Source organism: Isoptericola sp. F-RaC21, assembly GCF_038593535.1.
Classification (GTDB): domain Bacteria; phylum Actinomycetota; class Actinomycetes; order Actinomycetales; family Cellulomonadaceae; genus Isoptericola.
The window spans coordinates 870,751-894,961 of record NZ_JBCFYX010000002.1 but is presented as its reverse complement, the minus strand read 5'-3'; the positions used below and the strand labels follow the sequence as shown (position 1 = coordinate 894,961).

Below are 24,211 nucleotides of genomic sequence, written 5' to 3'. Positions count from 1 at the left end.
CGACCGCGCCGCGGGAGCGGCCGCCCGGCCCCGGTGCGGGACGTCACTCCGGCTTGCGGACGGTCCCCACGTGCCACGAGCTGCGGGCCTGCAGGCGGGCGCGGTGCAGCGCCTCGGTGAGCTCCTCCGGGTCGACGTAGCCCGGGGCGTCCTCGATCGTGGCGGCGAAGAACTCGTCCATGCCCGTCTCGACGGGGGCGGGAGGCGCGGCGCGCTTGCGCCGGAGCCCGGACCGGAAGTCGCGCAGGAACCGGCCGAGGCCCGGGGCCTCGTCGTCCTGACCCTCACGACGCTCCATGACGTTGGCCACGAGGAACACCACCGCGGCGAGAACGAGGGACCCGAGGACCCAGAGGACGAACGTGAGCATGGCGCTATTCTCCCCGCGCAGCGACGGTCTCGCGCATCCGCTGGGAGATGACGGTCGTCACACCGTCGCCGCGCATCGTCACGCCGTACAGCGCGTCCGCGACCTCCATCGTGCGCTTCTGGTGGGTGATGACGATGAGCTGGGAGTCCTCCTGCAGCTCGCGGAAGATCTCCAGCAGCCGGCCGAGGTTGACGTCGTCGAGCGCCGCCTCCACCTCGTCCATCACGTAGAACGGGCTCGGCCGGGCCTTGAAGATCGACACGAGGAACGCGACCGCCGTGAGCGACCGCTCCCCGCCGGACAGCAGCGACAGGCGCTTGACCTTCTTGCCCGCCGGCCGGGCCTCGACCTCGATGCCCGTGGTGAGAAGATCACCCGGTTCGGTGAGCACCAGGCGCCCCTCGCCGCCCGGGAAGAGCCGGCCGAAGACCCGCTCGAACTGCTCCGCGGTGTCGCGGAACGCCTCGGCGAAGACCTGCTGCACCCGCTCGTCGATCTCCTCGACGATGTGCAGCAGGTCCTGGCGCGACTTCTTGAGGTCCGCCAGCTGCTCGGTGAGGAACTGGTGCCGCTCCTCGAGCGCCGCGAACTCCTCCAGCGCCAGCGGGTTGACGGCGCCGATGCGGGCCAGCGCGCGCTCCGCCGTCGCGAGCCGCTTCTCCTGCTCGGCCCGGACGTAGGGCACCGGCTCCGGGTCGGGGTCGTCCTCGGGCGCGTCGGCCGGCCGGGTCACCGGGACGTCGCGGTGCGGGCCGAACTCCTCGACGAGGACGTCGGGGTCGCTGCCGAGCTCGTCCACGGCGCGCGCCTGCAGCTGCTCGAGCCTGGCCACCTGCTGGGCGCGGGCCACCTCGTCGCGGTGCGCGACGTCGGTGAGGTCGCGCAGCTCGCCCGCGAGCCGGTCGGCGTCGGTGCGGACGGCCTCGAGCTCCTGCTGCCGCGCGGCGCGTTCCTCGTCGGCGGCGGCGCGCTCGGCCTGGGCCCGTTCGATCGAGCGGGCGAGGACGCCGAGCGCCGCGCCCGCGTCGTCGCGCACCGCGGCCGCCGTCCGCGCCTCGGCCGCGCGCTGCACCGCCCGGCGCTCCGCCTTCTCGCGCGCGGCGCGCTCCTGCGCCGCGGCCCGCGCGAGGCCCTGGGCACGGCCGGCGACGGCGCGGGCCCGCTCCTCGCTGGTGCGCAGCTCCAGCCGCGCCTCGGTCTCCGCGGCGCGCGCGGCGGTGGCGGCCTCCTGCGCCGCCTCGCGCGCGGCCTGCGCCTCGGCCACCTGCTCCTGCGACTGCGCCGGCTCGGCCTCCGCGACCTCCAGCCGCCGGGTCAGCTCCGCGAGCTCCGCCTCGTCCGCCTCGCGCCGCTCGGCCGCCTGGGCCAGCGTCGCGCGGTGGCGCTCGGCCTCGGCCAGCGCGGACCGGTGCGCCGCGCCCAGCGTGCCGAGCTGCTCCGCGACGGCGGCGAGCGCGGCGTCCGACTCGTGCAGCCGCGCGAGCGTCGCGTCGTGCGCCGCCTGCGCCTCCTCGAGCGCCTCGCGCGCCCCGACCAGCTCGAACCGGCAGCGCTCGCCGCGCGCGGCCGCGTCGTCGAGCCCTTCCTTCGCCTCGTCGAGCGCGGACGTCAGGTGCAGCACGCTCGGCGCGGCCGCCGACCCGCCCCAGGCCCGCGCCGCGCCCAGCAGGTCGCCCGCCCGCGTCACGGCGACGACGCCGGGCGCCGCCTGGACCAGCGCGCGCGCCTGCGCCAGGTCGTCCACCACGACGACGTCGCGCAGCAGCGTGCGCAGCGGGGCGGCCGCAGGCCCGGCCACCGTGACGACGTCGGCCGCGCGCCGCGCGCCGTCGGGCAGGTCCGCAGGGACCGCGGACTTCCCCGAGGCGCCGCCGTCGGTGCCGCCGTCCGTGCCGCCGACGATGAGCCCGGCGCGGCCGGCGTCGTCGTTGCGCAGCCGGCGCAGGGCGTCGACCGCCGCGTCCAGGTCGCGGACGGCCACGGCGTCCGCGACCGGCCCGAGCGCCGCCGTCACCGCGTCCTCGTACCCGGGCTCGACGCCGAGCAGCGCGGCGACCGAGCCGAGCACGCCGGGCGCCGCGTCCGCGAGGAGGGCGCCCGCGCCGTCCTTGCGGTCCAGGCTCAGCTCGAGGGCCTCGACCCGCGCGCTCCAGGTGGCGCGGTCCCGCTCGGCCTCCGCCGCGCGGGCCTCGAGGTCACGAACCGCGGTCTCGGCGTCCGCCAGCGCCGCGGCCGCCTCCTCGTGCCGGGCGTCGAGGTCCTCCTCGCCCTCCTCGGCGCCCACGACCTGCACCTCGAGCGCGCCGAACTCGCGCGCCGCCTCCTCGGCCCGGCGCTCCGCCTCGGCGACGACCTCTCGCGCGCGCTCCAGCTCGGCGTCCGCGGACTCGACGCGGCTGCGGCGCGCGGCCACCTGCCCGGACAACCGGGCGAGCCCCTCCCGGCGGTCGGCGGCGCCGCGGTGGAGCGTGGCGAGCTCGCGCTCCGCGGCGTCCGCCGCCTTCTCGGCGTCGGTGCGGGCGACCACCGCGGACTCGAGCGCGGCACGCGCGAGCTCGACCTCCCGGGTGAGCTCCGCCTCCGTGGCCCGCGCGCGCTCCGCCTGCGCCTCCAGGTCGGCCGGGTCCTGGCCGCGGTGCTCGGGCTCCGCCGCGCCGAGCAGGCGCACCCGCTCGTCGGCGAGCGTGGCGAGCCCGCGCAGGCGCTCGCGCAGCGCGCCCAGGGCGTGGAACGCGTCGGCGGCGCGCCCGGCGTCCGCGACGGCGGCCGACGCCGCCACCTCCAGGCGCGCCAGGTGCTCCCGCGCCCGCTCCAGCCCCTGCTCGGTGTCCCGCTGCCGCTCGCGCAGCGCCGCCTCGTCGGCCCGCTCCTGCGCCATCTGGGCGGTGAGCTGGGCCAGGTCGTCCGCGAGCAGCCGGGCCTTCGCGTCGCGCAGGTCCGCCTGGACGGTGCGCGCCTTGCGCGCCGCCTCCGCCTGCCGCCCGAGGGGGCCGAGCTGGCGACGCAGCTCGGCCGTGAGGTCCGTGAGGCGTGCCAGGTTGCCCTGCATCGCCTCGAGCTTGCGCAGCGCCTTCTCCTTGCGCTTGCGGTGCTTGAGGACGCCCGCGGCCTCCTCGACGAAGCCGCGGCGGTCGTCGGGCGTGGCGCGCAGCACGGCGTCGAGCTGGCCCTGGCCGACCACGACGTGCATCTCGCGGCCGATGCCGGAGTCGCTCAGCAGCTCCTGGATGTCCAGCAGGCGACACGAGCTGCCGTTGATCGCGTACTCCGAGCCGCCGCTGCGGAACAGCGTGCGGGAGATCGTCACCTCGGTGTAGTCGATCGGCAGCGCGCCGTCGGTGTTGTCGATCGTCAGGGACACCTCCGCCCGCCCGAGCGGCGGGCGGCCGGAGGTGCCGGCGAAGATGACGTCCTCCATCTTGCCGCCGCGCAGCGACTTGGCGCCCTGCTCCCCCATCACCCACGACAGCGCGTCGACCACGTTCGACTTGCCCGAGCCGTTCGGCCCGACGACGCACGTGATGCCCGGCTCGAGGCTCAGCGTCGTCGCCGAGGCGAACGACTTGAAGCCGCGGAGCGTGAGCGTCTTGAGGTGCACGCGGCGAGCCTAACCGCCGGGCGCCGCGGATCCGCGGAACTGGGCCGGTCCCGCCCCGAGACGCCGACGGCCGGGCCCGTGCGGGCCCGGCCGTGCGTCGTCGCGCGGGAGGTGCGGGAGCTCAGAGGTGCGGGAGCTCAGAGGTTCGGGAACCAGAGCCCGATCTCGCGCGCGGCGGACTCGGGCGAGTCGGAGCCGTGCACGAGGTTCTGCTGCACCTTGAGGCCCCAGTCGCGGCCCAGGTCGCCGCGGATCGTGCCGGGGGCCGCCTCGGTCGGGTTGGTCGCGCCCGCCAGCGAGCGGAAGCCCGGGATCACGCCCTGCCCCTCGGCGACGACGGCGAGCGTCGGGCCGGAGAGCATGAAGTCGACGAGCGGCTGGTAGAACGGCTTGCCCTCGTGCTCGGCATAGTGCGCGGCGAGGAGCTCGGTCGTGGCCTGCTTGAGCTCCACCGCGACGAGCGTGTACCCCTTCGCCTCGATGCGCCGGAGCACCTCGCCGGACAGCCCGCGGCGCACGCCGTCGGGCTTGACGAGCACGAGGGTGCGCTCGACGGCGGGGGTGGTCGGCTCGGCGGGCAGGGTGGTGTCTGCGACGTCGGTCATGACGGAGAGCCTATCGGCGCCCGGACCCCCTCCCGGACGCCCGACGCCTGACGTCCACTGCCTTCCAGCAAGCGACCCCTCGCGTCATCAGCCCCTGTGCCGCGAGGGATCGCTTGGTGGAAGGCCGGAGTCGTGGCCGGACAGAGGCTGTCCACAGGGCGCCGACCCGTGACCCGGTCCACAGGTCGCGACTCGGCGCGGTCCGCCGGCACCGCCGGGGTGGTCGGCTCGCACCATGAGACCGCTCACCCCGCCACCGCCGACGCTCCTGGCTCTGGCCGCGCGACAGGAGGGTCTCGTCACGACCCGCCAGTGCGAGACGGCCCAGATGTCCATCGACGGACTGGCCCGCATGGTGCGGCAAGGGCGCTGGGTCCGGTTGTGCACCGCCGTCTACGACACCGATCCCGTGCCCGTGGACCACCGCGAACGACGAGATCTCTTCGACCATCGCCGTCGCCGTGCCGCATGGTTCGGGCTGCTCGCCTACGGCCCGACGGCGATCGCCGTCGGGCAGTCCGCCCTGGCGCTCCACGGGTCCAGGGGTTGCCCGTCCACATCTCTCCAGAGGTGATGCTCCCGGGCGGGCTTCCGCGCGTCGCCCGCGACGGCATCAAGGTCAGGCAGTACGACGCCGCGCTGCCGACCGAGCTCGTGCGCGGTCGCCGGGTCGCTCCCGTCGTGCACGCGCTCGCTCAGGCGGTGCCGAACCTCGGCCGTCGGCACGCCGTCGCCCTTCTCGACAACGCCGTGCACGCGGCCGTGTCACCCGTGCCGGGGTCGAGGCTGCGCACGACCTCGCCCGGGGACCACGTGGCGTGGAGCGCACCCATCCGTGGTGGCGGCTGGTCGACGGTCGGGCGGAGTCCCCGTTGGAGACCTGGGCGCGCCTGGAGTGCCTCGACGCCGGTGTCCCGCCCGACGACCTCCAGCGAGACTTCCGTTCACCGGACGGAAGGTTCATCGGCCGGGGCGACCTCGTGTGGCACCTCCCCGACGGGCGGTGGTTCCTTCTCGAGATGGACGGCGCCGAGGTCCACGGGTCGCTCGACGCCGTCTACTCGGACCGTGTCCGCCAGAACGCGCTCGTGGCCGACGGTGGGGTCGTCGTCCAACGAGCCACCGCCGACGACCTCCGGGTGCCCGGTCGGCTCGGCGAGGAGATCGCCGGCCGGCTACGCCGGGCCGGGTGGCGGTCGTCGGACGAACGAACAAGCGATCTGTCGCGTCATTCGGACGAATGACGCGACAGATCGCTTGGTGGGAGGCAGGTCCGATCAGAGGTTCGGGGCGGTCTCCGGATGCTGCGCGTCGTACTCCGCGCGCTCCCGGTCGATGCGGCCGCCCAGCCGCAGCGAGACGACCCACATCGCGACGAACACCACGCCGACGACGAACATCATCGGCAGCAGCAGGCCCATCGCCAGGACCGGCACCTGCACGACCGTCCCCGCGTAGTACCCCATCGGGGTGCCGACCATCCGGGACATCACCAGCAGCACCACGAACAGCACGCCGATGACGGCCCAGAGGGCCACCGGGGACTCGATGACCAGGGGACCGCGCTCGTAGCCGGAGTTGCGCAGCCCGTACAGGGCGACACCGGCGAACAGCACCACGAACGCCTCCAGCTGCAGCATCATCGACGTGAACTGCACCTTGGCGGGCTTGCGGGGCTTGATGCGGTCCCCCGGGCGGGGACGGTCGTCCTTCTTGCTCACGACCCCACGATATCCGCGCGCTCGCGGGTCCCGGGACCGTCGTCGTCGGGAGTTCCGACCGCCGCGGCCGCCACCTCGTCCGCGCCGTCGACGACCGGCGGCTCGTCGAGCGCCCCCGCCTTGGCCGGGTCCGCGACCGCCTCGCCGCGCGCCACCATGCCGGCGATGTCGGAGAGCTTGATCACGGGCAGGAAGAGCGCCAGCACGAGGCCGACCACGACGAGCGGCACCAGGTACCAGAACGACGGCGCCAGGGCGTCGGCGTAGGCGTCGATGACGCCGGTCTTAAGCGGCTCCGGGAGCTGCTGCACGGCGGCCGGCGTCAGGCTCGCCTCGCCCGCCCCTCCGGCGCCGCCGGGCGCCCCGGCGAAGACGTCGGTGAGGTTGTCCGTGAGGCGGGTCGTGAAGATCGTCGTGAACAGGGCGGAGCCCACGGCCGCGCCGATCTCGCGGAAGAAGTTGTTCGAGCTGGTGGCCGTGCCGAGCTCGTGCGGGTCGACGGCGTTCTGCACCGCGAGCACGATCGTCTGCATCACGAGGCCCATGCCGGCGCCGAGCGTGAAGATCATCGCGCCGAAGGTCCACATCGACATGTCGCCGGACAGGCGGGTCAGCCAGACCATGGCCAGGGCCACGACGATCAGGCCGGCCACCGGGTAGGCCTTGTACTTGCCCGTCTTGGAGATCGCGAGACCCGAGACGATCGAGGTCAGCATCATGCCGGCCATCATCGGGAGCATCAGCCAGCCCGACTCGGTGACGCCCGCGCCGGTGGACATCTGCAGGAACGTCGGGATCATCGCCATCGCGGAGAACATGCCCATGCCGAGCACGAGGCCGATGAGGGTGGTGATCGTGAACGTGCGGTTCTTGAACAGCCGCAGCGGGATCAGCGGCTCGGCGACGCGCGTCTCGGCCACGATGAAGCCCGCCACCGCGGCCAGCGTGAGCACGACGAGCCCGGACAGGCGCCAGTCGGTCCAGTCGTAGCCGGACGACGACAGGGACTCCCAGCTGGTGACGAGCACGATGCCGGTCGTGGCGATCGCCATCGTCACGATGCCGGCCCAGTCGACCGGGCGCGACGAGCGGTGCGAGGGCAGCTTGAGCGCGAACCAGGCGACGACGAACGCCGCGACGCCGACCGGCAGGTTGATCCAGAAGGTCCAGCGCCAGCCGGGGCCCTCGGTGAGCCAGCCGCCCAGGAGCGGCCCGAAGACGGCCGAGATGCCGAACAGGGCGCCGAGCGGGCCCATGTACTTGCCACGCTCGGAGGCCGGCACGATGTCGGCGATGATCGACTGCGACAGGATCATCAGCCCGCCACCGCCGAGGCCCTGGACGGCCCGCCACAGGACCAGCTCGATCATGTTCTGCGACAGCGCCGCGCCCACGGAGGCGAGCGTGAACAGCCCGATCGCGACGAGGAACGGCCAGCGGCGTCCCATGAGGTCACCGAACTTGCCGTACAGGGGCATGCCGATGGCGACGGCCAGGATGTAGGCCGTGACGACCCAGCCCTGGTGCTCGACGCCGTTGAGCTCGCCGACGATGGTGGGCATCGCGGTGCCGACGATCGTCTGGTCGAGGGAGGACAGGAACATCGACGCCATCAGGGCGCCGAAGATCAGCCAGACGGTGCGCTGCGTCAGGACGACGACGGGCTTGTCCGGCGCGACAGGAGCGGCGTGGCTCATGTGGGACACCTCGGATCGGTGGCGCGCGGGGGCGCCGGGTAGTGACGGGGGCTGGGGTGGTACGGGGTGCTGGCGACGGACGTGGGCGCAGGTGCGCCCGATGCTCACGCCGTGAGGATCGCCGCGAGCTGCTCGGCGACGTGCGGCACGTGGTCGCCGACGTCGCCGTGGCGGTCGCCGCGGCCCCACTCGTCCATCGCCGCGCGGGCGAGGACGAAGACGACCATGGCGCACATCTCGGGGTCGGCCGGCAGAGGAGCCGCCTCGTGCCGCCGTTCGAACAGCGCGACGACCTGGGACTTGTGCCGCTCGAACCACGCGAAGTGCCGACCCAAGAGCCCGGGGTGGGCCTGGAGGATCTCCAGGACCCGTTCGCCCTGGTCGTGGCCGGGCCCTGACAGCGCCTCGAGCGTCGACCGGACGAGGAGCTCGACGTCCGTCTTCAGCAGGCCGGTGGGACCGCCCGCCGCGAACGCCTCGCGCACCTCGGCGCTCAGCTCGAGCGAGCCCTGACCGAGCACCGCGTCGTCCTTCGACTCGAAGTAGTTGAAGAACGTGCGGGGCGAGATCTGGGCCGCCTCGGCGATCTCCTCCACCGTCACGGCGTCCAGGCCGCGCTCGAGCACGAGGCGCTGGGCGGCGTCGACGATCGCGTCCGTGCGCGCACGCTTCTTGCGCTCACGCAGTCCGAGGTCGCCGGCGGGAGGAGTCACCGGACAATCATGCACCGGCTGCAATATTGCACCAAGTGCAATTTCCTGTGAGCGTGGTCACACCTCGCCGAAGCCGCCCTCGATCAGGCCGACGACGGTCGCGACGGCGTCGCGCGCGTCCGCCCCCTGCGCCGCCACCTCCACCTCGGTGCCGGCCGCGGTGCCCAGCGCCATGAGCTGCAGCACGCTCGTCGCGTCGACGCCCTGCAGGGTGACGGGCCCGCCGAACGCCGCCGCCGCCCGCGCCACCACCGCCGCGGGGCGCGCGTGCAGGCCCAGCGGGTTGCGGATCACGACGCGGGCACTGGCCGCCGCAGTGGTCTCGACAGGCTCGACCGACGGGTCGGCGGGAGCCGGAGCCGAAGCTGGGGCACCCGCCGCCTCGGCGGCGGCCAGCACGGCCTCCAGCCCGCCGCCCTGCTGCGCCGCGACGGCCGCGGCGACGGCGCCCTCGACGAACGGCGCGTCGGCGAGGCGCACCCGGCCGGCCAGGTCGTCGTCGAGCTCCAGCGCCGTCTCGACCGTCAGCACGGCAGATCCCAGGTCGGCCAGCACGACGAGCCCGTCGACGCCCGGCAGCGCGCGCCCCAGGGCCTCCTGCACGACCTCCAACGACGTGCCCAGGCCGCCGTCGGCGTCCCCGGCCCCGGTCACCAGGGCGACGTCCGGCGCCATCTCGCGCGCCAGCTCGGCCGTGCCCTGGGCGAGCCGGACCGAGTGCGAGACGAGCAGCAGGCCGACGCTCACGCCGGGTCAGCCCCCGAGGCGCCGTCCGGTGCGCCGTCCAGGGCCGCGTCGAGGGCGGCGCGCAGCAGCAGGGCCGTCGAGCGCGCGCCCGGGTCCTCGTGGCCCGCGCTCCGCTCCCCCAGGTACGACGCCCGGCCCTTCGTCGCGACGAGCGGGATCGTGCTCGTCGCGCCGGCGTCGGCCGCGGCGGCGGCCGCGCGCAGCACCTCGACCGGGTCCTGACCGGCGTCGGCCGCGGCGGTGGCCGCCTCGACCGCGGGCGCCAGGGCGTCGACCATCGTCTTCTCCCCCACCTGGGCCTTGCCGCGCGACGTCACGCCCTCGAGCGCCGCGTCGAGCAGGACGACGACGCCCGACTCGTCGACGCTCGGCCGGGCCGACCGCTTCGCCGCCCGCAGGAACGCCGTCCCGTACAGCGGGCCGGACGCACCCCCGACCTTCGACATGAGCGTGGTGGCCACGAGCATCAGCACGTCGCCGACGTCCGACCGCTCCGGGGCGCCCGGCTCGTCCAGCTTGGCGAGCACGGCCTGGAACCCGCGGTGCAGGTTCTCCCCGTGATCGCCGTCGCCGATCTGCCGGTCGAGCTCGGTGAGCTCGTCCTTCGCCTCCGCCACGACGTCGGCGGTGCGCCGCACCCAACGCTCCGCCCATGCCACGTCGAGACCCATGCCCGCACGCCTCCTCGCCTCGGGGCGCCCCGCGGCGCCCGTCACCAGTGCAACGCCGCCGTCCGCACCGGCGCGTCCCACAGCCCCCGCAGCTCGTCGTCCAGCCGCAGCACCGTGACCGACGCGCCCTGCATCTCCAGCGACGTCACGTAGTTGCCCACGAGCGACCGGGAGACGGTGACACCGCGCTCCTCGAGCAGCCCGCGCGCTCGACCATAGACGACGTACAGCTCCGACAGCGGCGTGCCGCCCATCCCGTTGACGAACAGCAGCACGTCGTCGCCGTCAGCCAGCCGCAGGTCGTCGGCGACCGGGTCGAGCAGGCTGCGCGTGATCTCGGTGGCGCCCGTGAAGGGGACGCGGCGGCGGCCCGGCTCGCCGTGGATGCCGATGCCGATCTCGACCTCGTCGTCGGGCAGGTCGAACGACGGCCTGCCGACGTGCGGCACGGTGCTGGCGCTGAGGGCCACGCCCATGCTCCGCACGTTCGCCACGACGCGCCCCGCCACCTCGGTGACCGCGCCCAGGTCGTCGCCGCGCGCCGCGGCGGCCCCCGCGATCTTCTCCACGCAGACGGTGCCGGCCACCCCGCGGCGGCCGGCGGTGTAGAGCGAGTCCTCGACGGCGACGTCGTCGTTGACGAGGATGGTCGCGACCTGCGAGCCCTCGGCCTCGACGAGCTCCACGGCGGTCTCGAAGTTGAGCACGTCGCCCGTGTAGTTCTTCACGATCGCGACGACGCCGGCGCCCGAGTCCGCGCCCAGGATCGCCGGCACGATCTGGTCCGGCGTGGGCGACGTGAACACCGCGCCCGGCACCGCCGCGTCGAGCATCCCGTCGCCGACGAACCCGGCGTGCAGGGGCTCGTGCCCGGAGCCGCCGCCGCTGACCAGCCCCACCTTGCCCGGGACGGGGCCGCCGGCGCGCGACACGTAGACGGGCTCGTCGTGCACCTCGACCAGGTCGGCGTGGGCGAGCCCGAATCCCGCGAGCGAGTCGGTGACGGCGTCCGCGGGGTCGTCGAGCAGCTTCTTCATGTCGTGCCTCCTCGCCTGGCACCGCCGTGCACCGCGGCGGCCTGCCCCCATCCAACACCCGGCGGGCACCCCACGCAGCACCCCTCCGGGGTGTCGAGCGGGTGATCGTGCCCGGCGCGCCGGCGGCGCCGTCAGCCGCGGCCGAGCAGGATCCGCGCGTCCGCGACGGTGATGACCGAGCCCGTGACGAGCACGCCGCGGCCGGTGCCGACGCCCACGCGGTCGCCGCTCTCGGCGAGGTCGGCCGCGACCTGCAGCGCCTCGTCGAGACGCGCGGCGGTGCGCACGCGGTCCTCGCCGAAGATCTCCTGCGCGACCTCGAGGACGTCCTCCGGGTCGGCGGACCGGGCCGACGAGTTCTTCGTGAGCACGAGCTCGGTGAGCGCCGGCTCGAGGGTCGCGAGCAGGCCCTCGACGTCCTTGTCCGCCATCACCGCGACCACGCCCACGACGTGCGAGAGGTCGAACGACTCCTCGAGCGCGTCGACCAGCGCCTGGGCGCCGTGCGGGTTGTGCGCGGCGTCGACGATCACCGTGGGGCTGGAGCGCACCACCTCGAGGCGGCCCGGCACGACGACGTCCGCGAACGCCGTCTCGACCACGCCGCCGTCGAGGGCCCGCCCTCCGAGCAGCGCCTCGACCGCGGCGAGCGCGAGCAGCGCGTTGTGGGCCTGGTGCTCGCCGTGCAGCGGCACCAGCACCTCGGTGTACAGGCCTGCCGGGGTGCGCAGGTCCACGAGCTGGCCGCCCACCGCCACCCGGCGGGCCGCGACCTCCAGCTCCACGCCCTCGCGCAGCAGGTGCGCCGAGACCTCCGCCGCGCGCTCGCGCAGGATCTCGTCGACGACGACCTCCTGCGCGGCGCTCACGACGGTGGCGCCGTCCTTGACGATCCCGGACTTCTCGGTGGCGATCTCCGCGAGGGTGGAGCCGAGCCAGCGCTCGTGGTCCATGCCGACCGGGGTGAGCACGGCGACCTCGCCGTCGATCACGTTGGTGGAGTCCCAGCGGCCGCCCATGCCGACCTCGACCACCGCGACGTCGACCGGGGCGTCGGCGAAGGCGGCGATCGCCATGACCGTGAGCACCTCGAAGAAGCTCAGGCGGGGGCCGCCGGCCTCCTGGGACTCGCGGTCGACGACGCCGATGTACGGCGCGACGTCCTCCCACACCTCGACGAACCGGGCGGCGCTGAGCGGCTCGCCGTCCACCTGGATGCGCTCGGTGACGCTCGTGAGGTGGGGCGAGGTGAACAGGCCGGTGCGCAGGCCGTGCTCGCGCACCAGGCGCTCGGTCATGCGCGCCGTCGACGACTTGCCGTTGGTGCCGGTGAGGTGGATGGCGCGGAAGGCGTGCTGCGGGTCGCCGAGCAGCTCCAGCACGCGCCGCACGCGGTCGAGCGTCGGGTCGATGTCGTGCTCCGGCGCGCGCGACATGATCTCCGCGTAGACCTCGCGCAGGGACTCCTGGGCGACGGCGTCCTCCGCGGCTGCGCGGGCGGCCTGGCGCTCGGCGGTGCGGGCCTTGCGCGCGGCGGACGAGGACTTGTTCTCAGCGTCGGGGGTCACCCCCCGAGGATAGGCGCGAGCACCACGACCGGGGTCTCCCGGGACCGCTGGGCGGCGAACCGGTCGATCTCGCCCCAGCCCTGGTGACGGCCCGCGAGCGCCCACAGCCGCTCGCGCTCCTCCCCCTGGGCCGCCGCACCGTGGACGGGTCGCGACCCGTCCACGGTGTCGACCTCCGCGTCCGGGTGCGCGCTCAGGTTGAGCCACCAGGCGGGCGGCGGGTCGCCCCAGCCGTTCATCGCCAGGGTGACGTACCGGCCGTCGTCCTCGACGTAGCCGAGGATCACGGCGCGCTCCTCGCCGCTGCGGCGCCCGACGACGCGCAGCCGCAGCATGCCGAACTTCCCGCCAGGGACCGGCCGGCGCAGCGGCCACCGCCCGCCGGACAGCCGGTAGCCGCCGCGCTGGACCGCCCACGCGGAACGGACGAACCAGCGCGGCGGCACCCGGGGCGGGCGCCGGTCAGGGCTGCTCGCGCTGGCGACCATGGCGACCTCCCGCAGGGTGCGTGCCGTCGGCCTCCAGCGTGACACCGCCCGCCGGCGAGCGGAACGTCAGCCGGCGCGGTTCACCCGCACGACGCGCTCGCCGTCGCCGGCCGCCACCGTCAGGTCGACGGCGAGCGTCTCGCGCGCGATGAGCTCCCGGTGCGCCTCGACGGCCGCGACGTGCTCGGCGGGGACGTCGAGCTCGAGGGCGATACGGTCGCTCACCTCGAGGCCGGCGGCCTTGCGGGCGTCCTGCACGTCGCGGACGACGTCGCGGGCGTAGCCCTCGGCGCGCAGCGCGTCGTCCAGCGCGAGGTCGAGGACCACGAACCCGCCGCCCGGCAGCACGGACGCGGCCACGTGCTCGCCGGCCGCCTCGCCGACCACGGTGGTGAGGTCGTACTCCGCCTCGAGCAGCGGCTCGTCGCCGGACTCGGTGGTCACGACGACGGTGCCGTCGTCGTCACGCCGCCAGGCCCCCGCCTTGGCCGCCTTGATGACCGCCTGGACGCCGCGGCCCAGGCGCGGGCCGGCCGCCCGGGCGTTGACCGCGAGCCGCTCGGTGATCCCGAACCGCTCGGAGGCGTCGGCGTCGGCCTCGACGAGGTCGACGGCCTTGACGTTGAGCTCGCTGGTGAGCAGGCCCACGTAGTCCGCGAGCGCCGCCGGGTCGGGCACGGCGACCGTGAGGCGCGCGAGCGGCTGGCGCACGCGCAGCTGGTGCGCCTTGCGCAGCGCGAGCGCGCTGGACACGACGGCGCGCACCTCGTCCATCGCGGCGACCAGGTCGTCGGCGCGCACGAGGGCGGCATCCACCACGCCGTCGGCCGAGGGCCAGTCCGCCAGGTGCACGGAACGGCCGCCGGTGAGCCCGCGCCAGACCTCCTCGGTCAGCAGCGGCGCGAGCGGCGCCATGACGCGGGTCAGCGCCTCGAGCGCGGTGTACAGCGTGTCGAACGCGTCGGCGTCCTCGTCCCAGAAGCGGTCCCGCTGCGTGCGCACGTACCAGTTGGTGAGGACGTCGAGGTGCTCGCGCACCGACTCGCAGGCGCCGGCGATGTCGTACGCGTCGAGCTGCGAGGTGACCTTCGCGACCAGGTCGTGCGTGCGGGCCAGCAGGTACCGGTCCAGGGCGGGCAGCCCGGGGACGCGCTCGGCCGTCACGGGCTTCGCGGTGTAGCCCGCGCCGCTCTCGTCGGACCCGGTGGCGCTGTTCGCGTACAGGGTGAAGAAGTAGTACGTGCTCCACAGCGGCAGCAGCACCTGGCGCACGGCGTCGCGGATGCCGTCCTCCGTGACGACGAGGTTGCCGCCGCGCAGGATCGGGCTGGCCATGAGGAACCAGCGCATCGCGTCGGAGCCGTCGCGGTCGAAGACCTCCGAGACGTCCGGGTAGTTGCGCAGCGACTTGCTCATCTTGCGGCCGTCGGAGCCCAGCACGATGCCGTGCGAGACGGCGCTGCGGAACGCCGGCCGGTCGAACAGCGCGGTGGCGAGCACGTGCAGCGTGTAGAACCAGCCGCGCGTCTGGCCGATGTACTCGACGATGAAGTCGCCCGGGTAGTGGTTCTCGAACCACTCGGTGTTCTCGAACGGGTAGTGCACCTGGGCGTACGGCATGGAGCCGGAGTCCACCCACACGTCCATGACGTCCTCGACGCGGCGCATCGTGGACTTCCCGGTGGGGTCGTCGGGGTTGGGCCGGGTGAGGTCGTCGACGAACGGGCGGTGCAGGTCGGGCTCACCGTCGGCGTTCAGCGGCAGGCGGCCGAAGTCGCGCTCGATCTCCTCCAGCGAGCCGTACACGTCGAGGCGCGGGTACGCCGGGTCGTCGCTCTTCCAGACCGGCACGGGCGAGCCCCAGAACCGGTTGCGGGTGATCGACCAGTCGCGGGCATTGGCCAGCCACTTGCCGAACTGGCCGTGCTGGATGTGCTCGGGCGTCCACGAGATCTCCTCGTTGAGCTCGAGCATGCGCTCCTTGATCTTGGTGACCTCGACGAACCACGACGACACGCCCATGTACATCAGCGGCTGCCGGCAGCGCCAGCAGTGCGGGTAGGAGTGCGCGTACGACTCGCGGCGCAGCAGCACCGTGCCCGACGTCGTGGAGCCGGCGTCGGCCTCCCCGCGGGTGCGGGCCTTGAGGTGGTCGATGATCGGCAGGTTGGCGTCGAAGACCTGCAGGCCCGCGTACTCGTCCACCGGGTGCGTGAACTTGCCGTCGGCGCCCACGGGCATGACGGAGGCGACGCCCTCGCGGTCGCAGACGACCTTGTCGTCCTCGCCGAACGCGCCGGCGCTGTGCACCAGGCCGGTGCCGTCCGTCGTCGTGACGAAGTCCGCCTCGACCACGCGGTGGGCGCGCTCGCGGCCCTCGTAGTACGTGAACGGCGGGGTGTAGGCCGTCTGCAGCAGGTCGCGGCCCGTGAGGCGCCCGACGACGCGGGGCGTGTCCTCGCCCTCGTCGGTCAGCTCACGCGCGTACGCGTCCAGGCGGGCCTCGGCGAGCACGTACCGCTGCGGGGTGCCGGTGAACGACGACTCCACCACGACGTACTCGATGTCCGGGCCCACCATGACCAGCAGGTTGGACGGCAGCGTCCACGGCGTCGTCGTCCAGATGAGCAGCTTGTCGCCGGGGCGCACGGCGTCCTGGCCCGCGGGCACCGTCGTGACGTCGAAGCCGACGGTCACGGCCGGGTCCTGGCGCGTCTGGTAGACGTCGTCGTCCATCCGCAGCTCGTGGTTGCTCAGCGGCGTCTGGTCGTTCCAGCAGTACGGCAGCACGCGGAAGTCCTCGTACACGAGGCCGGCGTCGTAGAGCTTCTTGAAGCCCCACAGCACCGACTCCATGTAGGTGACGTTGAGCGTCTTGTAGTCGTGGTCGAAGTCGACCCAGCGCGCCTGGCGGGTCACGTAGTCGCGCCACTCGGACGTGTACTTCAGCACCGACGCGCGGCAGGCGGCGTTGAACTTCTCGATGCCGAGCTCGAGGATCTCGTCCTTGGTCTTGATGCCGAGCTGGCTCATCGCCTCGAGCTCGGCGGGCAGGCCGTGCGTGTCCCAGCCGAACCGGCGCTCCACGTGCTTGCCGCGCATCGTCTGGTAGCGCGGGACGACGTCCTTGGCGTAGCCGGTGAGCAGGTGGCCGTAGTGCGGCAGGCCGTTGGCGAAGGGGGGTCCGTCGTAGAAGACGAACTCGTTGCTGCCGTTCTCGCCCGCGGGGTTCTTCGCGACGGACGCGCGGAACGTGTCGTCGGCGGCCCAGAAGTCCAGCACCTCGCGCTCGATGGCCGGCAGGTCCGGGGACGCCGGCACGCCGGCGATGCCGAAGGCGGCGCCCTGCTGAGCTGTCTGCCGGTCTGCCTGCTGCGGGTCGGACGAGCGGTGCTGCGGATAGGCCATGGGTGGGCTCCTGTGCGGGCGGTGGTACGGGTCGGCTGGTGACGGTCGTGCTGCCGTGCGAGGACGACTCCCCCGCCCCGAAGGGCGCGGTCACCGCGGTACCACCCCGCTTGCGGACGCCGATCCTGCTGACGCCCGCCGCTCGTCGGAGGCTGTGACGGGCCCACCCGTCCGGTTCTACTGAGAGCGGGGACCGCTCCGTTCTTCCGGAGGCTCGCCGGTGATGGCCGGGTCGATGCCTGTGCCTCCATGGTAGCCACGCGCGCAAGCGCGATCGTCGCGCTTCGAAACCTCGTCGGGCACGCTGTCCGCGTCCCCTGCTCGGTCGAGCTCTCCCCCTGGCCTTCTGGATACCTCGCCGGCTCGTCGCCTCGTCCTGATCATGGCGACGATGCACCACGCCACCCCGGCGAAGAAGAAGGCAGGCGCGGCGATGTTCACCAGGTACCCGAGCGGGAACGTCCAGATGGCGAGCATCCAGTAGTCGCGTGGCACGACGTAGTCGAACAGAAGCCTCAGGAACGGGAACACACAGAGCAGCGCCACGCACCACCCGAAGCACCAGAGCGCCACGACCAACGCCCGTCGGACGGTCCTTTGAACGCCGGGTAGGCCCCGCCCCTCAGCCGGTGGGACCTGGCGGTCATCACCCGTCACGGCCTACCGCGAAATGCTCGACGACCTCGCCGGTGGACACGTCGACGACGACCACAGACTTCGGCGGCCAGTCCGACGTGTCCTCCGGCACCTGCCAGCCGTCGACCTCTCCGCACCGCACACGGTCGTAGGACGCGACGACCGTGTCGGTCCAGGTGTTCACGAGGGCGACTCGGGGGTGCTCCCGCATCTCATCCGGCCATTCCGCAGGGTCGCGGAGCGCCTTCCCGTCGGCGTCGGTCGGCGTGCTGTTGAACCAGCCCTCATACCCCCCATCGGGCTGACCAGAGGCGTCGTTGGTGCCGGCCAGGGAGGAGGGAAGGACGGCGCACAGGTCAGCGGCCGCGGAGTCGGGCGTAGGTTCGCGGGTTGTTGTCGTAGCCGACGGGACAGCATCACCTAGAAGGACGGTGGGCGCGCTGCACCCAGCCAACAGGCCCACCAAGGCGAGCCCCGACGCGCTGACGATCCGAACGTTGGGCCTCAGGCTCGGCCTGTCCACGTGGCACTCCATCCGCTGAGGCGAGAGGCGCTCCGCTCCGCTACCACCGCAGATTCAATCAGAAGTAGCCGACCTCGGATTCGGCTCCGCCTGATCCGCGACCGCGCTCAATACCGACCGATTCTGAGGCGCTCCAGAATTGGGTTCTGGACGGTTCGAAACCCCGCGCCTGCCGACAAGGCTGCAGCGGTCGCGCGCCCTGGGGGCGCATGGATGCGTGTGCCCCCAGGGCGCTCCCTTCCTTCCAGGACCGCCGGGACTTCACGACGTCGCGCGGGGCAAAATCGCCGGCCTCGCGGCCGAGGTAATCACGGCCCTGCGGACGAAGCGCACAAGGAGCTCGGGCGCCAGGATCGAGAAGGTCGGAACCGACCACCTGGATCGAATCCGCTGTGCGGATCGGTGGCGACTGGTCCTGACCTACAGCAGGCGGTGGAGGCGGACGGCGTCGTCGAAGTCGGGTGCGGTGTGGCTGCCGTGGCGCAGGTCGTTCGCGATGTTCGCGTAGAGCCGGGAGATGTTGGCTGCCTGCGTGGGGAGCGAGGTTGTCCGAGGGGCGGGAACGGCGAGCGGGTTCCAGCCCTGGGTGCGGCTGGTGGCGTGGTGCACCTCGAACGGACTGATCTGGAGCTGGGCCGCCTGGGGCTCGGCCCCTTGCCGGGAGACGAGCGCCAGGTCGCCCTTGGTGCCGGCGATCTCGATCCGGGTACGGGGGTGGGCGGTCTCGCCGTCATGGAGATGGAGCGTGACGACTGCACCGCTGGTCAGGGTTGCGATCGCCATGAGGTGGTCGGCGGCGGTGACGTCGATCGGTTGGCCGGTTTCCTCGACCACGTGGACAGGGCTGCGGAGCGCCGTGCGGGTGGTGATGTCGGCGATGGGGCCGAGAAGGTGCTGCACCAGGTCGAGGGCGTGTCCCCCGAGGACGTCGACAAGCCCGGCGCCCTGGTCGTCGGCGTAGGTGTAGGCGGTCCAGGCCGGGACGGCCACGGTGGCGCCCTTGTCGCGCGAGCTGTAGACGGTGGCTGACTGGACGACCCCGATGCCGCCCGCGGCGATGGATGCTCGCGCCTGCTCGACGGCGGGGTCGTAGCGCGCCTGCAGGCCGGTGAAGGTGCGCACGCCGGCGCGGTGGGCCGCCGTCTGCATGGTCTGGGCCTCGGCCGCAGTGCGACCCAACGGCCATTCGCAGTACACGTGCTTCCCCGCCTCGATCGCGGCGGTGACCAGCTCGAGATGATCCGGAACCTTGACGGTGACGACCACCAGGTCCACGCCCGGGTGAGCGGCCAGCGAAGAAGCACTGGTGAACGCGTGGTCGGCGCCGAAGCGCTCCCGAGCGGCCTCGGCGCTCTCTGCCCGCGTCGTGGCCACCGCGCTCAGCCGAAAGTCGGGCGAGTCAAGAATGGCAGGAATGTGAGCGCGGGCGGCCCAGCCGCGGTCGGGGTTGGCGCCCAGCACACCGACATTGATGGGCCGGTCTTCAAACGGGTCAACGTGATCCACATCGACGACGCTAGCACGAAACGGGTCACCGTGAACCGGATAGCGCTTAGGCTGGGTGTCATGGTCGACCAGAGTGTTCGTGCCGACGCCGCACGCAATGCGGAGCGACTCGTCGAGGCGGCGCGTGCTGCACTCGCGGAGACCGGACTCGAGCTGACGACTCGTGAGCTCGCACAGCGAGCCGGCGTCGGGCTGGGCACCGTTCACCGCCGCATCCCCTCGATGCGGACTCTGCTGGCTCGACTGCTGACGGAGTCCATCGACGAGATGACCCGCCAAGCGGGCCAGGCCAGCGAAGCCCCCGATGCCTGGAGCGGCTTCAGCGACTTCGCCGAGACCTATGTGCACCTACGTGCAACCAGCTGTGGGCTGCACGAAGCACTCGCCGGCCAGGCAGATCTCGACCTCGCCACCCCGCTTGACCAGCTTGCTCGCGCTGTCCAGCGCCTTGTATCGCGAGCGCAGAGAGACGGCGCGATCCGAACCGACATCGACTGGCGTGACGTTCGGTTCGTCCTCGCCAGCGCGATCTCCACCGACCACACCATCGGACTCACGGCGGCCGCAGACCAATCGCGGCGGAACCTTCGCATCATCCTCGACGGGCTCCGCCCACGCCCTTGACGGCCCACGCCAACTTAGAGACGCGCCGGCTGGGCGGCCGCTGGCGATCTCCTCCGTGCGGCTCCTCGGGCGAGACTGGTCATGGTCACGAACACCCTCCTTGTCGCGGTCGCGTTGCACTGCAGGCGGCAAGCTCCCACCTGCGAGGATCGAGCGCACGGAACAGGTCTGCCCCGAGTGCGGCTACGACTACCGGACGTTGATTGCCGATGACGCGACTTCGGTGTTGCGGCGCCACGCGGCCGGCTTCGCGGAGGTGGTCCGCGGGCGGCGCCCGGCGCCGGCTGTGCCGGAGGGCTCTTGGTCAGCCCTTGAGTACGCCGGACACGTCCGCGACGTGCTCCTTGTGACGCGAGAGCAGACGCTCCACGCTCGGCGCGAGAGCGGGGCGGTGGTCGTGACCATGGCTCCGGATGAGCGAGTGGCCTGGGGCGAGCACGAAGCCCTCGCGCCCGCGAGCGTCGCCGACGAGATCGTACTAGCGGCCGATTGGCTCGCCGGGACCTGGGCACGCCTCTCGGAAGCCGACTGGGACAGGACGCTCCTCTACAACTACCCGGAGCCGGAGCTCCGCCCGCTGTCGTCGGGGCTATCGCTGCGGGCGCGTCGCGGACGACCGCTGCCGTGGGCGCCGCGCGCCGTTGAGCTCCGCCTCGGGCATCCTGGTGCCAATTGCACGGTACAGCGGTCTGTCCTGCCCTCTGCGCTGCATGTCGACAGGAGGCTACGACGGCTCCGCCAGGTCCATCGCGCACCGGACGGCGTCGGCGAACGGCGCAGGGCTGTCGGTGGCGAGCTGGTGGCCGCCGCCGTCGACGACCTGCAGCCGGGCCCCGCCGATCCCACCGGCGAGCTGGTGCGCCGCCGCGAGGTTGAGCGAGTCCTTGCTGCCGCACAGGACGAGCGTCGGCGCGGTGATGCGGGCCAGGTCGGGCGTGAGGTCGACTCGGGTGGACAGGAGGGAGAGGAGGTCCTTTGGACAGCCCGTCGGGCAGCCCCATGTGGCGCTCGGGCACCGCCCCGAGCAGCAGCCGCTGCACGGCCGTCGTGAGGCGCGGCGGCCGCACCTGGCCGCCGGACAGCACGAGCGACGCGACGGGGTGACGGGCGGCGTACCGGGTGGCGATCATCGCGCCGATCGAGTGGCCCACCACGGTCACCGACCGCGCCCCGGCCTCCTCGACGTGGCGCCGCAGAGACTCGACGGCGTCGTCGAGCGAGAAGGGGACGGCGAGGTCCAGGGCACCGAACGCCGCCGACGGCACGGGGCCGACGAGCTCACGCTGGGCGCCCCACGCCGACGCCGTCTCGCCGGCACCGGCGAGGAAGACGACGAGATCGGGCACCCGCGCATCGTGAGGCTCAGGCGCCGGCCGCCATCGCTTCGAGCACGGCGAACGGCCCGGGGCCCGCGAACCGCCCGCGCAGCGACGGCTCGTACGCGGCCAGGGTCCGCGCCTGGAAGAACCCGGCCAGCGCGGGGTCGTCCGGCTCGACGCCCAGGGATGCGGCGGGCACGAACCCGAAGCGGGAGTAGTACGCCGGGTCCCCGACGAGGACCACCAGCGGCTCCCCCAGCGCGTCCGCCGCGCCGAGGACGGTGTGCACGAGCGCCGAGCCGACGCCCCGGGCCTGGCGGTCGGGGTGCACGCTCAGCGGGCCGAGCACCAGCGCGGGAGCGTCGCCGACGGTGGCACGCGTGCACACGACGTGCCCGACGACGTCGTCTCCGGCGCACGCCACGAACGAGAGCTCCGGGATCCAGCACGGGTCGGCGCGCAGGAGGCCAACCAGCGTCGCCTCCCCCGGCGCACCGTCCGGTTCCACGGGCGGCGCGGAGTACGGCGCGCCCGCGAAGGCGGCGGCGGTGACGGCCCGGACGGCGTCGGCGTCGGCAGGGCGCTCGCGGCGGATCAGCATGCGCCGATGGTGGCACCTCGCCGTGGACGCCGTCCTCAGATTTCCTCGCGTACCGCCGTCGCGCGCTACCGTCCGTCGCATGCGCCGCGGACCGATCGTCGCCCTCGTCTGCCTCACCGGCACCGCCGCCACCCTGGCCTGGAGCGAGTGGCTGAACCGCCGCTGGTCGCGGACGCTCGTGGCCGACGCCGCAGGGCCCTCGCAGGCCGTCGTCGTGCTGGGGTTCCGCAACCCCGGGCCCGCCGCGAACGCCGTCAACCGGTGGCGGGTGCGCGCGGGGCTGCGGTCCCTCGACCCCACGGCCCGCACGCGGCTGGTCCTCAGCGGGGGCGCGACGACGTCGGGCCGCTCCGAGGCTCGGGTCCTCGCCGACCACGCCACCGGCGTCCTGGGCTACGGCGGCCCGATGCTGCTGGAGGAAGAGAGCCGGAGCACGTGGGAGAACGTCGCCAAGGTGCTCCCCCTGGTCGAGGACGCCGACCGGATCACGTTCGTGTCGCAGCCGGCGCACGCGCTGAAGGCACGCGTCTACGTCGCCCGCCAGCGGCCCGACCTGGTGGGCAGACTGACGCGGGGAGCCGACCACCGGTGGGGCGAGTGGCTCCTGTTCAAGCCCGCGCTCGCCGCGTACGGGCTGTGGACGCTGCGCGGCGTCCGGCGCGACCTGTCCACAACCTCCACCAAGGGATAGAACAGGTGTTCGAACTCCGCTAGGCTCGACCCATGACGAGCACGCATCCGGAGCAGGCCGCCGCCCGCACCTCCGCGGGTGCGTGGCGCGCCGAGCTCGACCGGCTGCTCGGACTGGACCTGGGCCCACTGCCGGTCGCCCAGGCGGCCGAGCTCGACCGGATCAGGGCCCGACTGTCCGCCGCGCCCCCTGCCGACTCCCCCGACGACGTGCCGGACGAGGGTCGGATCGACGCACACCGGGACCCCGCGCCGCTCGCGACGGTCGCGGCAGGGGACCTCGACATCACCCTCGCCGATCTCGAGACGGTCCAGGCGCAGATCGCGCGCCTCGAGGCCCTGCGTGCCGCGCTGGCCGCCCGGCTCGTCGGGCAGGCCACCGTGTGCGAGGACGCCCTCCTCGACACCGACGTCCCGGCGGTCTCCCGAGCGGATGTCGCTCGGCGGCGGGAGCTGGCCCACCGCGCCGTGGTCGCGGACGTGGCCGCCGCACTGCACCTCGGGGAGACCGCCGCCGGTAGCCTGCTCGACCACTCGTGCGCCCTCGTGACGTGTGCCCCTCGGATGCTCGCCCTCCTCGCCGAGGGCCGCACCAGCTGGCGGCACGCGAGTCTGCTCGCGACCCACGTCGGCGACCTCGACGCTCCCGCGGCCCGCGCCGTGGAGTCCGGGGTCCTGCACGCCGCGGCCACCAGCACCCCGGCCCAGTTCGCGCGTGCGGTGCGCAGGGCCCGCGACCTCGCCCACCCCACGCCGCTGGACGTCCGGCACGCCGAGGCCCTGCGCACCCGCGGTGTGTGGGTCGACCCGGGCAAGGACGGGATGGCCTGGCTGACCGCCCACCTGCCCGCGCCGCACGCCCACGCCGTCGCGGACCGGCTCGACACGCTCGCCGACCGCCTGCACGCCGCCGGCGACCCTCGCGGGCGCGGGGAGCTGCGCGCCGACGCGCTGACGGACCTCCTGCTCGACGACGGCACGCTCGACCTCACGCTCGGTCACGTCGCCCCGAGCACCGCCCCGAACGGTCATGGTCCGGCCGACACCGAGCACCACGCGCCCGCTGCCCTCGGGTCGCTCGCGCCCGTGGCCCGCGCCATCCGCCCGCGGGTGAACGTCACCGTGCCCGTCCTGTCCCTCCTCGGGATCACGGACGCCCCGGCGGTCCTGGACGGGCACGTCCCGATCGACGCCGAGACCGCCCGAGCCCTGTGCGCCCACGCCCCGTCGTTCCGCCGCGTCCTCACGCACCCCGAGACGGGCGTCGTGCTGTCCGTCGGGCGGCGCTCGTACGCCGTCCCCGCCGACCTGCGAGCCCTCCTGGCCGAGCGGGACGCGACCTGCCGGTTCCCGGGGTGCACCCGCCCCGCAGGCCGCAGCGACGTCGACCACACGGTGGCCTGGGCCGACGGCGGGCAGACGCGGGCGGACAACCTGGCCCACCTGTGCCGCCGACATCACGTGATGAAGCACAGCACCCGCTGGACGGTCCGCCAGGTCACCGGCACCACCGCGGGGGTAGCCGACGGGACGGCAGGATCGCTCGACGGCACGCTCGAATGGACCTCGCCCACGGGGAGGATCCACGCCACGGCACCGACGTCGCCCGAGACCACGCGACATCGGACACCACCGCGCCCCCTCGTGGAGGACGGCGACCCGCCCCCGTTCTGACGGTCCCCGCCCGTA

The 24,211-nt window shown here is 73.7% G+C and carries 21 protein-coding genes and 1 pseudogene; 6 read left to right on the top strand and 16 right to left on the bottom strand.

Annotation, left to right across the window (positions count from 1 at the left end):
- Nucleotides 1–43: 43 nt before the first annotated feature.
- From AAG589_RS09555 to ndk, 3 genes are all read right to left on the bottom strand, one after another.
- Nucleotides 44–370, bottom strand: a complete 327-nt coding sequence (locus AAG589_RS09555) for a hypothetical protein (protein ID WP_430566990.1) — start codon at nt 368–370, stop codon at nt 44–46.
- A gap of 4 nt (nt 371–374) precedes the next feature.
- On the bottom strand, nt 375–3,968 hold the full coding sequence (smc, locus tag AAG589_RS09550; protein WP_430566989.1) for a chromosome segregation protein SMC: 3,594 nt from the start codon (nt 3,966–3,968) through the stop codon (nt 375–377).
- A 137-nt stretch (nt 3,969–4,105) separates the two neighbouring features.
- Nucleotides 4,106–4,573, bottom strand: coding sequence for a nucleoside-diphosphate kinase (gene ndk, locus AAG589_RS09545; RefSeq protein ID WP_430566988.1), 468 nt, complete (start codon nt 4,571–4,573; stop codon nt 4,106–4,108).
- 235 nt (nt 4,574–4,808) lie between these two features.
- On the opposite strand from ndk, the gene AAG589_RS21250 reads away from it, so the two are divergent.
- Both AAG589_RS21250 and AAG589_RS09540 read left to right on the top strand, forming a co-directional pair.
- Nucleotides 4,809–5,147, top strand: a complete 339-nt coding sequence (locus tag AAG589_RS21250) for a type IV toxin-antitoxin system AbiEi family antitoxin domain-containing protein (RefSeq protein ID WP_446719697.1) — start codon at nt 4,809–4,811, stop codon at nt 5,145–5,147.
- A gap of 298 nt (nt 5,148–5,445) precedes the next feature.
- Nucleotides 5,446–5,817, top strand: a complete 372-nt coding sequence (locus AAG589_RS09540; RefSeq protein WP_430566987.1) for a hypothetical protein — start codon at nt 5,446–5,448, stop codon at nt 5,815–5,817.
- A 33-nt stretch (nt 5,818–5,850) separates the two neighbouring features.
- On the opposite strand, the gene AAG589_RS09535 is transcribed toward AAG589_RS09540, so the two are convergent.
- The 11 genes from AAG589_RS09535 to AAG589_RS09485 all read right to left on the bottom strand — a co-directional run bounded on the left by AAG589_RS09535 (nt 5,851) and on the right by AAG589_RS09485 (nt 19,288).
- Entirely contained in the window at nt 5,851–6,294 is a 444-nt protein-coding gene (locus AAG589_RS09535; RefSeq protein WP_430566986.1) for a DUF4233 domain-containing protein, read from the bottom strand.
- Nucleotides 6,291–7,991 carry an MDR family MFS transporter gene (locus tag AAG589_RS09530; RefSeq protein ID WP_430566985.1) on the bottom strand — a complete coding sequence of 567 codons (1,701 nt, stop codon included), beginning with the start codon at nt 7,989–7,991 and terminating at the stop codon, nt 6,291–6,293. The genes AAG589_RS09535 and AAG589_RS09530 overlap by 4 nt, the downstream gene beginning before the upstream one ends.
- A 104-nt stretch (nt 7,992–8,095) precedes the next feature.
- On the bottom strand, nt 8,096–8,704 hold the full coding sequence (locus tag AAG589_RS09525; RefSeq protein WP_430566984.1) for a TetR/AcrR family transcriptional regulator: 609 nt from the start codon (nt 8,702–8,704) through the stop codon (nt 8,096–8,098).
- Between the two features lie 57 nt (nt 8,705–8,761).
- Nucleotides 8,762–9,451 carry a dihydroxyacetone kinase phosphoryl donor subunit DhaM gene (gene dhaM / locus AAG589_RS09520; RefSeq protein WP_430566983.1) on the bottom strand — a complete coding sequence of 230 codons (690 nt, stop codon included), beginning with the start codon at nt 9,449–9,451 and terminating at the stop codon, nt 8,762–8,764.
- A complete protein-coding gene (gene dhaL / locus AAG589_RS09515) occupies nt 9,448–10,122 on the bottom strand; it encodes a dihydroxyacetone kinase subunit DhaL (protein WP_430566982.1) in 675 nt (224 codons plus the stop codon). The genes dhaM and dhaL overlap by 4 nt, the downstream gene beginning before the upstream one ends.
- Before the next feature lie 41 nt (nt 10,123–10,163).
- Nucleotides 10,164–11,159, bottom strand: a complete 996-nt coding sequence (gene dhaK / locus AAG589_RS09510) for a dihydroxyacetone kinase subunit DhaK (RefSeq protein ID WP_430566981.1) — start codon at nt 11,157–11,159, stop codon at nt 10,164–10,166.
- Between the two features lie 131 nt (nt 11,160–11,290).
- Nucleotides 11,291–12,727, bottom strand: a complete 1,437-nt coding sequence (locus tag AAG589_RS09505; protein WP_446719696.1) for a bifunctional folylpolyglutamate synthase/dihydrofolate synthase — start codon at nt 12,725–12,727, stop codon at nt 11,291–11,293.
- Nucleotides 12,724–13,215 (bottom strand): nitroreductase/quinone reductase family protein, encoded by a 492-nt coding sequence (locus AAG589_RS09500; protein WP_430566980.1) that lies wholly within the window; start codon nt 13,213–13,215, stop codon nt 12,724–12,726. The genes AAG589_RS09505 and AAG589_RS09500 overlap by 4 nt, the downstream gene beginning before the upstream one ends.
- Before the next feature lie 66 nt (nt 13,216–13,281).
- Nucleotides 13,282–16,623, bottom strand: coding sequence for an isoleucine--tRNA ligase (gene ileS / locus AAG589_RS09495; protein WP_430566979.1), 3,342 nt, complete (start codon nt 16,621–16,623; stop codon nt 13,282–13,284).
- Between the two features lie 646 nt (nt 16,624–17,269).
- Nucleotides 17,270–17,782: a hypothetical protein gene (locus AAG589_RS09490; RefSeq protein WP_430566978.1), complete on the bottom strand. Its 513-nt coding sequence runs from the start codon at nt 17,780–17,782 to the stop codon at nt 17,270–17,272.
- Between the two features lie 420 nt (nt 17,783–18,202).
- A complete protein-coding gene (locus tag AAG589_RS09485; RefSeq protein ID WP_430566977.1) occupies nt 18,203–19,288 on the bottom strand; it encodes a Gfo/Idh/MocA family protein in 1,086 nt (361 codons plus the stop codon).
- 60 nt (nt 19,289–19,348) lie between these two features.
- On the opposite strand from AAG589_RS09485, the gene AAG589_RS09480 reads away from it, so the two are divergent.
- Together AAG589_RS09480 and AAG589_RS21245 are read left to right on the top strand one after the other, a co-directional pair.
- Nucleotides 19,349–19,912 (top strand): TetR/AcrR family transcriptional regulator, encoded by a 564-nt coding sequence (locus AAG589_RS09480; RefSeq protein WP_430566976.1) that lies wholly within the window; start codon nt 19,349–19,351, stop codon nt 19,910–19,912.
- Between the two features lie 55 nt (nt 19,913–19,967).
- The gene (locus AAG589_RS21245; RefSeq protein ID WP_446719695.1) at nt 19,968–20,963 is read left to right on the top strand and encodes a hypothetical protein; all 996 of its coding nucleotides are present in this window, start codon (nt 19,968–19,970) and stop codon (nt 20,961–20,963) included.
- Here AAG589_RS21245 and AAG589_RS21240 read toward each other — a convergent pair.
- Both AAG589_RS21240 and AAG589_RS09475 read right to left on the bottom strand, forming a co-directional pair.
- Nucleotides 20,941–21,177, bottom strand: a pseudogene (locus AAG589_RS21240) (alpha/beta fold hydrolase); the annotation flags it as partial. The gene AAG589_RS21245 and the pseudogene AAG589_RS21240 sit on opposite strands and share 23 nt — an antisense overlap.
- 97 nt (nt 21,178–21,274) lie before the next feature.
- Nucleotides 21,275–21,832, bottom strand: a complete 558-nt coding sequence (locus AAG589_RS09475) for a GNAT family N-acetyltransferase (RefSeq protein WP_430566975.1) — start codon at nt 21,830–21,832, stop codon at nt 21,275–21,277.
- A 79-nt stretch (nt 21,833–21,911) separates the two neighbouring features.
- Here AAG589_RS09475 and AAG589_RS09470 point away from each other — a divergent pair, with 79 nt between their 5' ends.
- Nucleotides 21,912–22,523: a YdcF family protein gene (locus tag AAG589_RS09470; protein ID WP_430566974.1), complete on the top strand. Its 612-nt coding sequence runs from the start codon at nt 21,912–21,914 to the stop codon at nt 22,521–22,523.
- A 32-nt stretch (nt 22,524–22,555) separates the two neighbouring features.
- Entirely contained in the window at nt 22,556–24,196 is a 1,641-nt protein-coding gene (locus tag AAG589_RS09465; RefSeq protein ID WP_430566973.1) for an HNH endonuclease signature motif containing protein, read from the top strand.
- Nucleotides 24,197–24,211: the final 15 nt, after the last annotated feature.

What these genes read in the sequence shown, in the direction of transcription:
- AAG589_RS09500 (WP_430566980.1), bottom strand. Translation starts at nt 13,215, where the DNA reads ATGGTCGCCAGCGCGAGCAGCCCTGACCGGCGCCCGCCCCGGGTGCCG.
- AAG589_RS09465 (WP_430566973.1), top strand. Translation starts at nt 22,556, where the DNA reads ATGACGAGCACGCATCCGGAGCAGGCCGCCGCCCGCACCTCCGCGGGT.
- AAG589_RS09470 (WP_430566974.1), top strand. Translation starts at nt 21,912, where the DNA reads ATGCGCCGCGGACCGATCGTCGCCCTCGTCTGCCTCACCGGCACCGCC.
- AAG589_RS09555 (WP_430566990.1), bottom strand. Translation starts at nt 370, where the DNA reads ATGCTCACGTTCGTCCTCTGGGTCCTCGGGTCCCTCGTTCTCGCCGCG.
- AAG589_RS09530 (WP_430566985.1), bottom strand. Translation starts at nt 7,991, where the DNA reads ATGAGCCACGCCGCTCCTGTCGCGCCGGACAAGCCCGTCGTCGTCCTG.
- dhaK (WP_430566981.1), bottom strand. Translation starts at nt 11,159, where the DNA reads ATGAAGAAGCTGCTCGACGACCCCGCGGACGCCGTCACCGACTCGCTC.
- AAG589_RS09475 (WP_430566975.1), bottom strand. Translation starts at nt 21,832, where the DNA reads ATGCTGATCCGCCGCGAGCGCCCTGCCGACGCCGACGCCGTCCGGGCC.
- AAG589_RS21250 (WP_446719697.1), top strand. Translation starts at nt 4,809, where the DNA reads ATGAGACCGCTCACCCCGCCACCGCCGACGCTCCTGGCTCTGGCCGCG.
- ndk (WP_430566988.1), bottom strand. Translation starts at nt 4,573, where the DNA reads ATGACCGACGTCGCAGACACCACCCTGCCCGCCGAGCCGACCACCCCC.
- AAG589_RS09480 (WP_430566976.1), top strand. Translation starts at nt 19,349, where the DNA reads ATGGTCGACCAGAGTGTTCGTGCCGACGCCGCACGCAATGCGGAGCGA.
- ileS (WP_430566979.1), bottom strand. Translation starts at nt 16,623, where the DNA reads ATGGCCTATCCGCAGCACCGCTCGTCCGACCCGCAGCAGGCAGACCGG.
- dhaL (WP_430566982.1), bottom strand. Translation starts at nt 10,122, where the DNA reads ATGGGTCTCGACGTGGCATGGGCGGAGCGTTGGGTGCGGCGCACCGCC.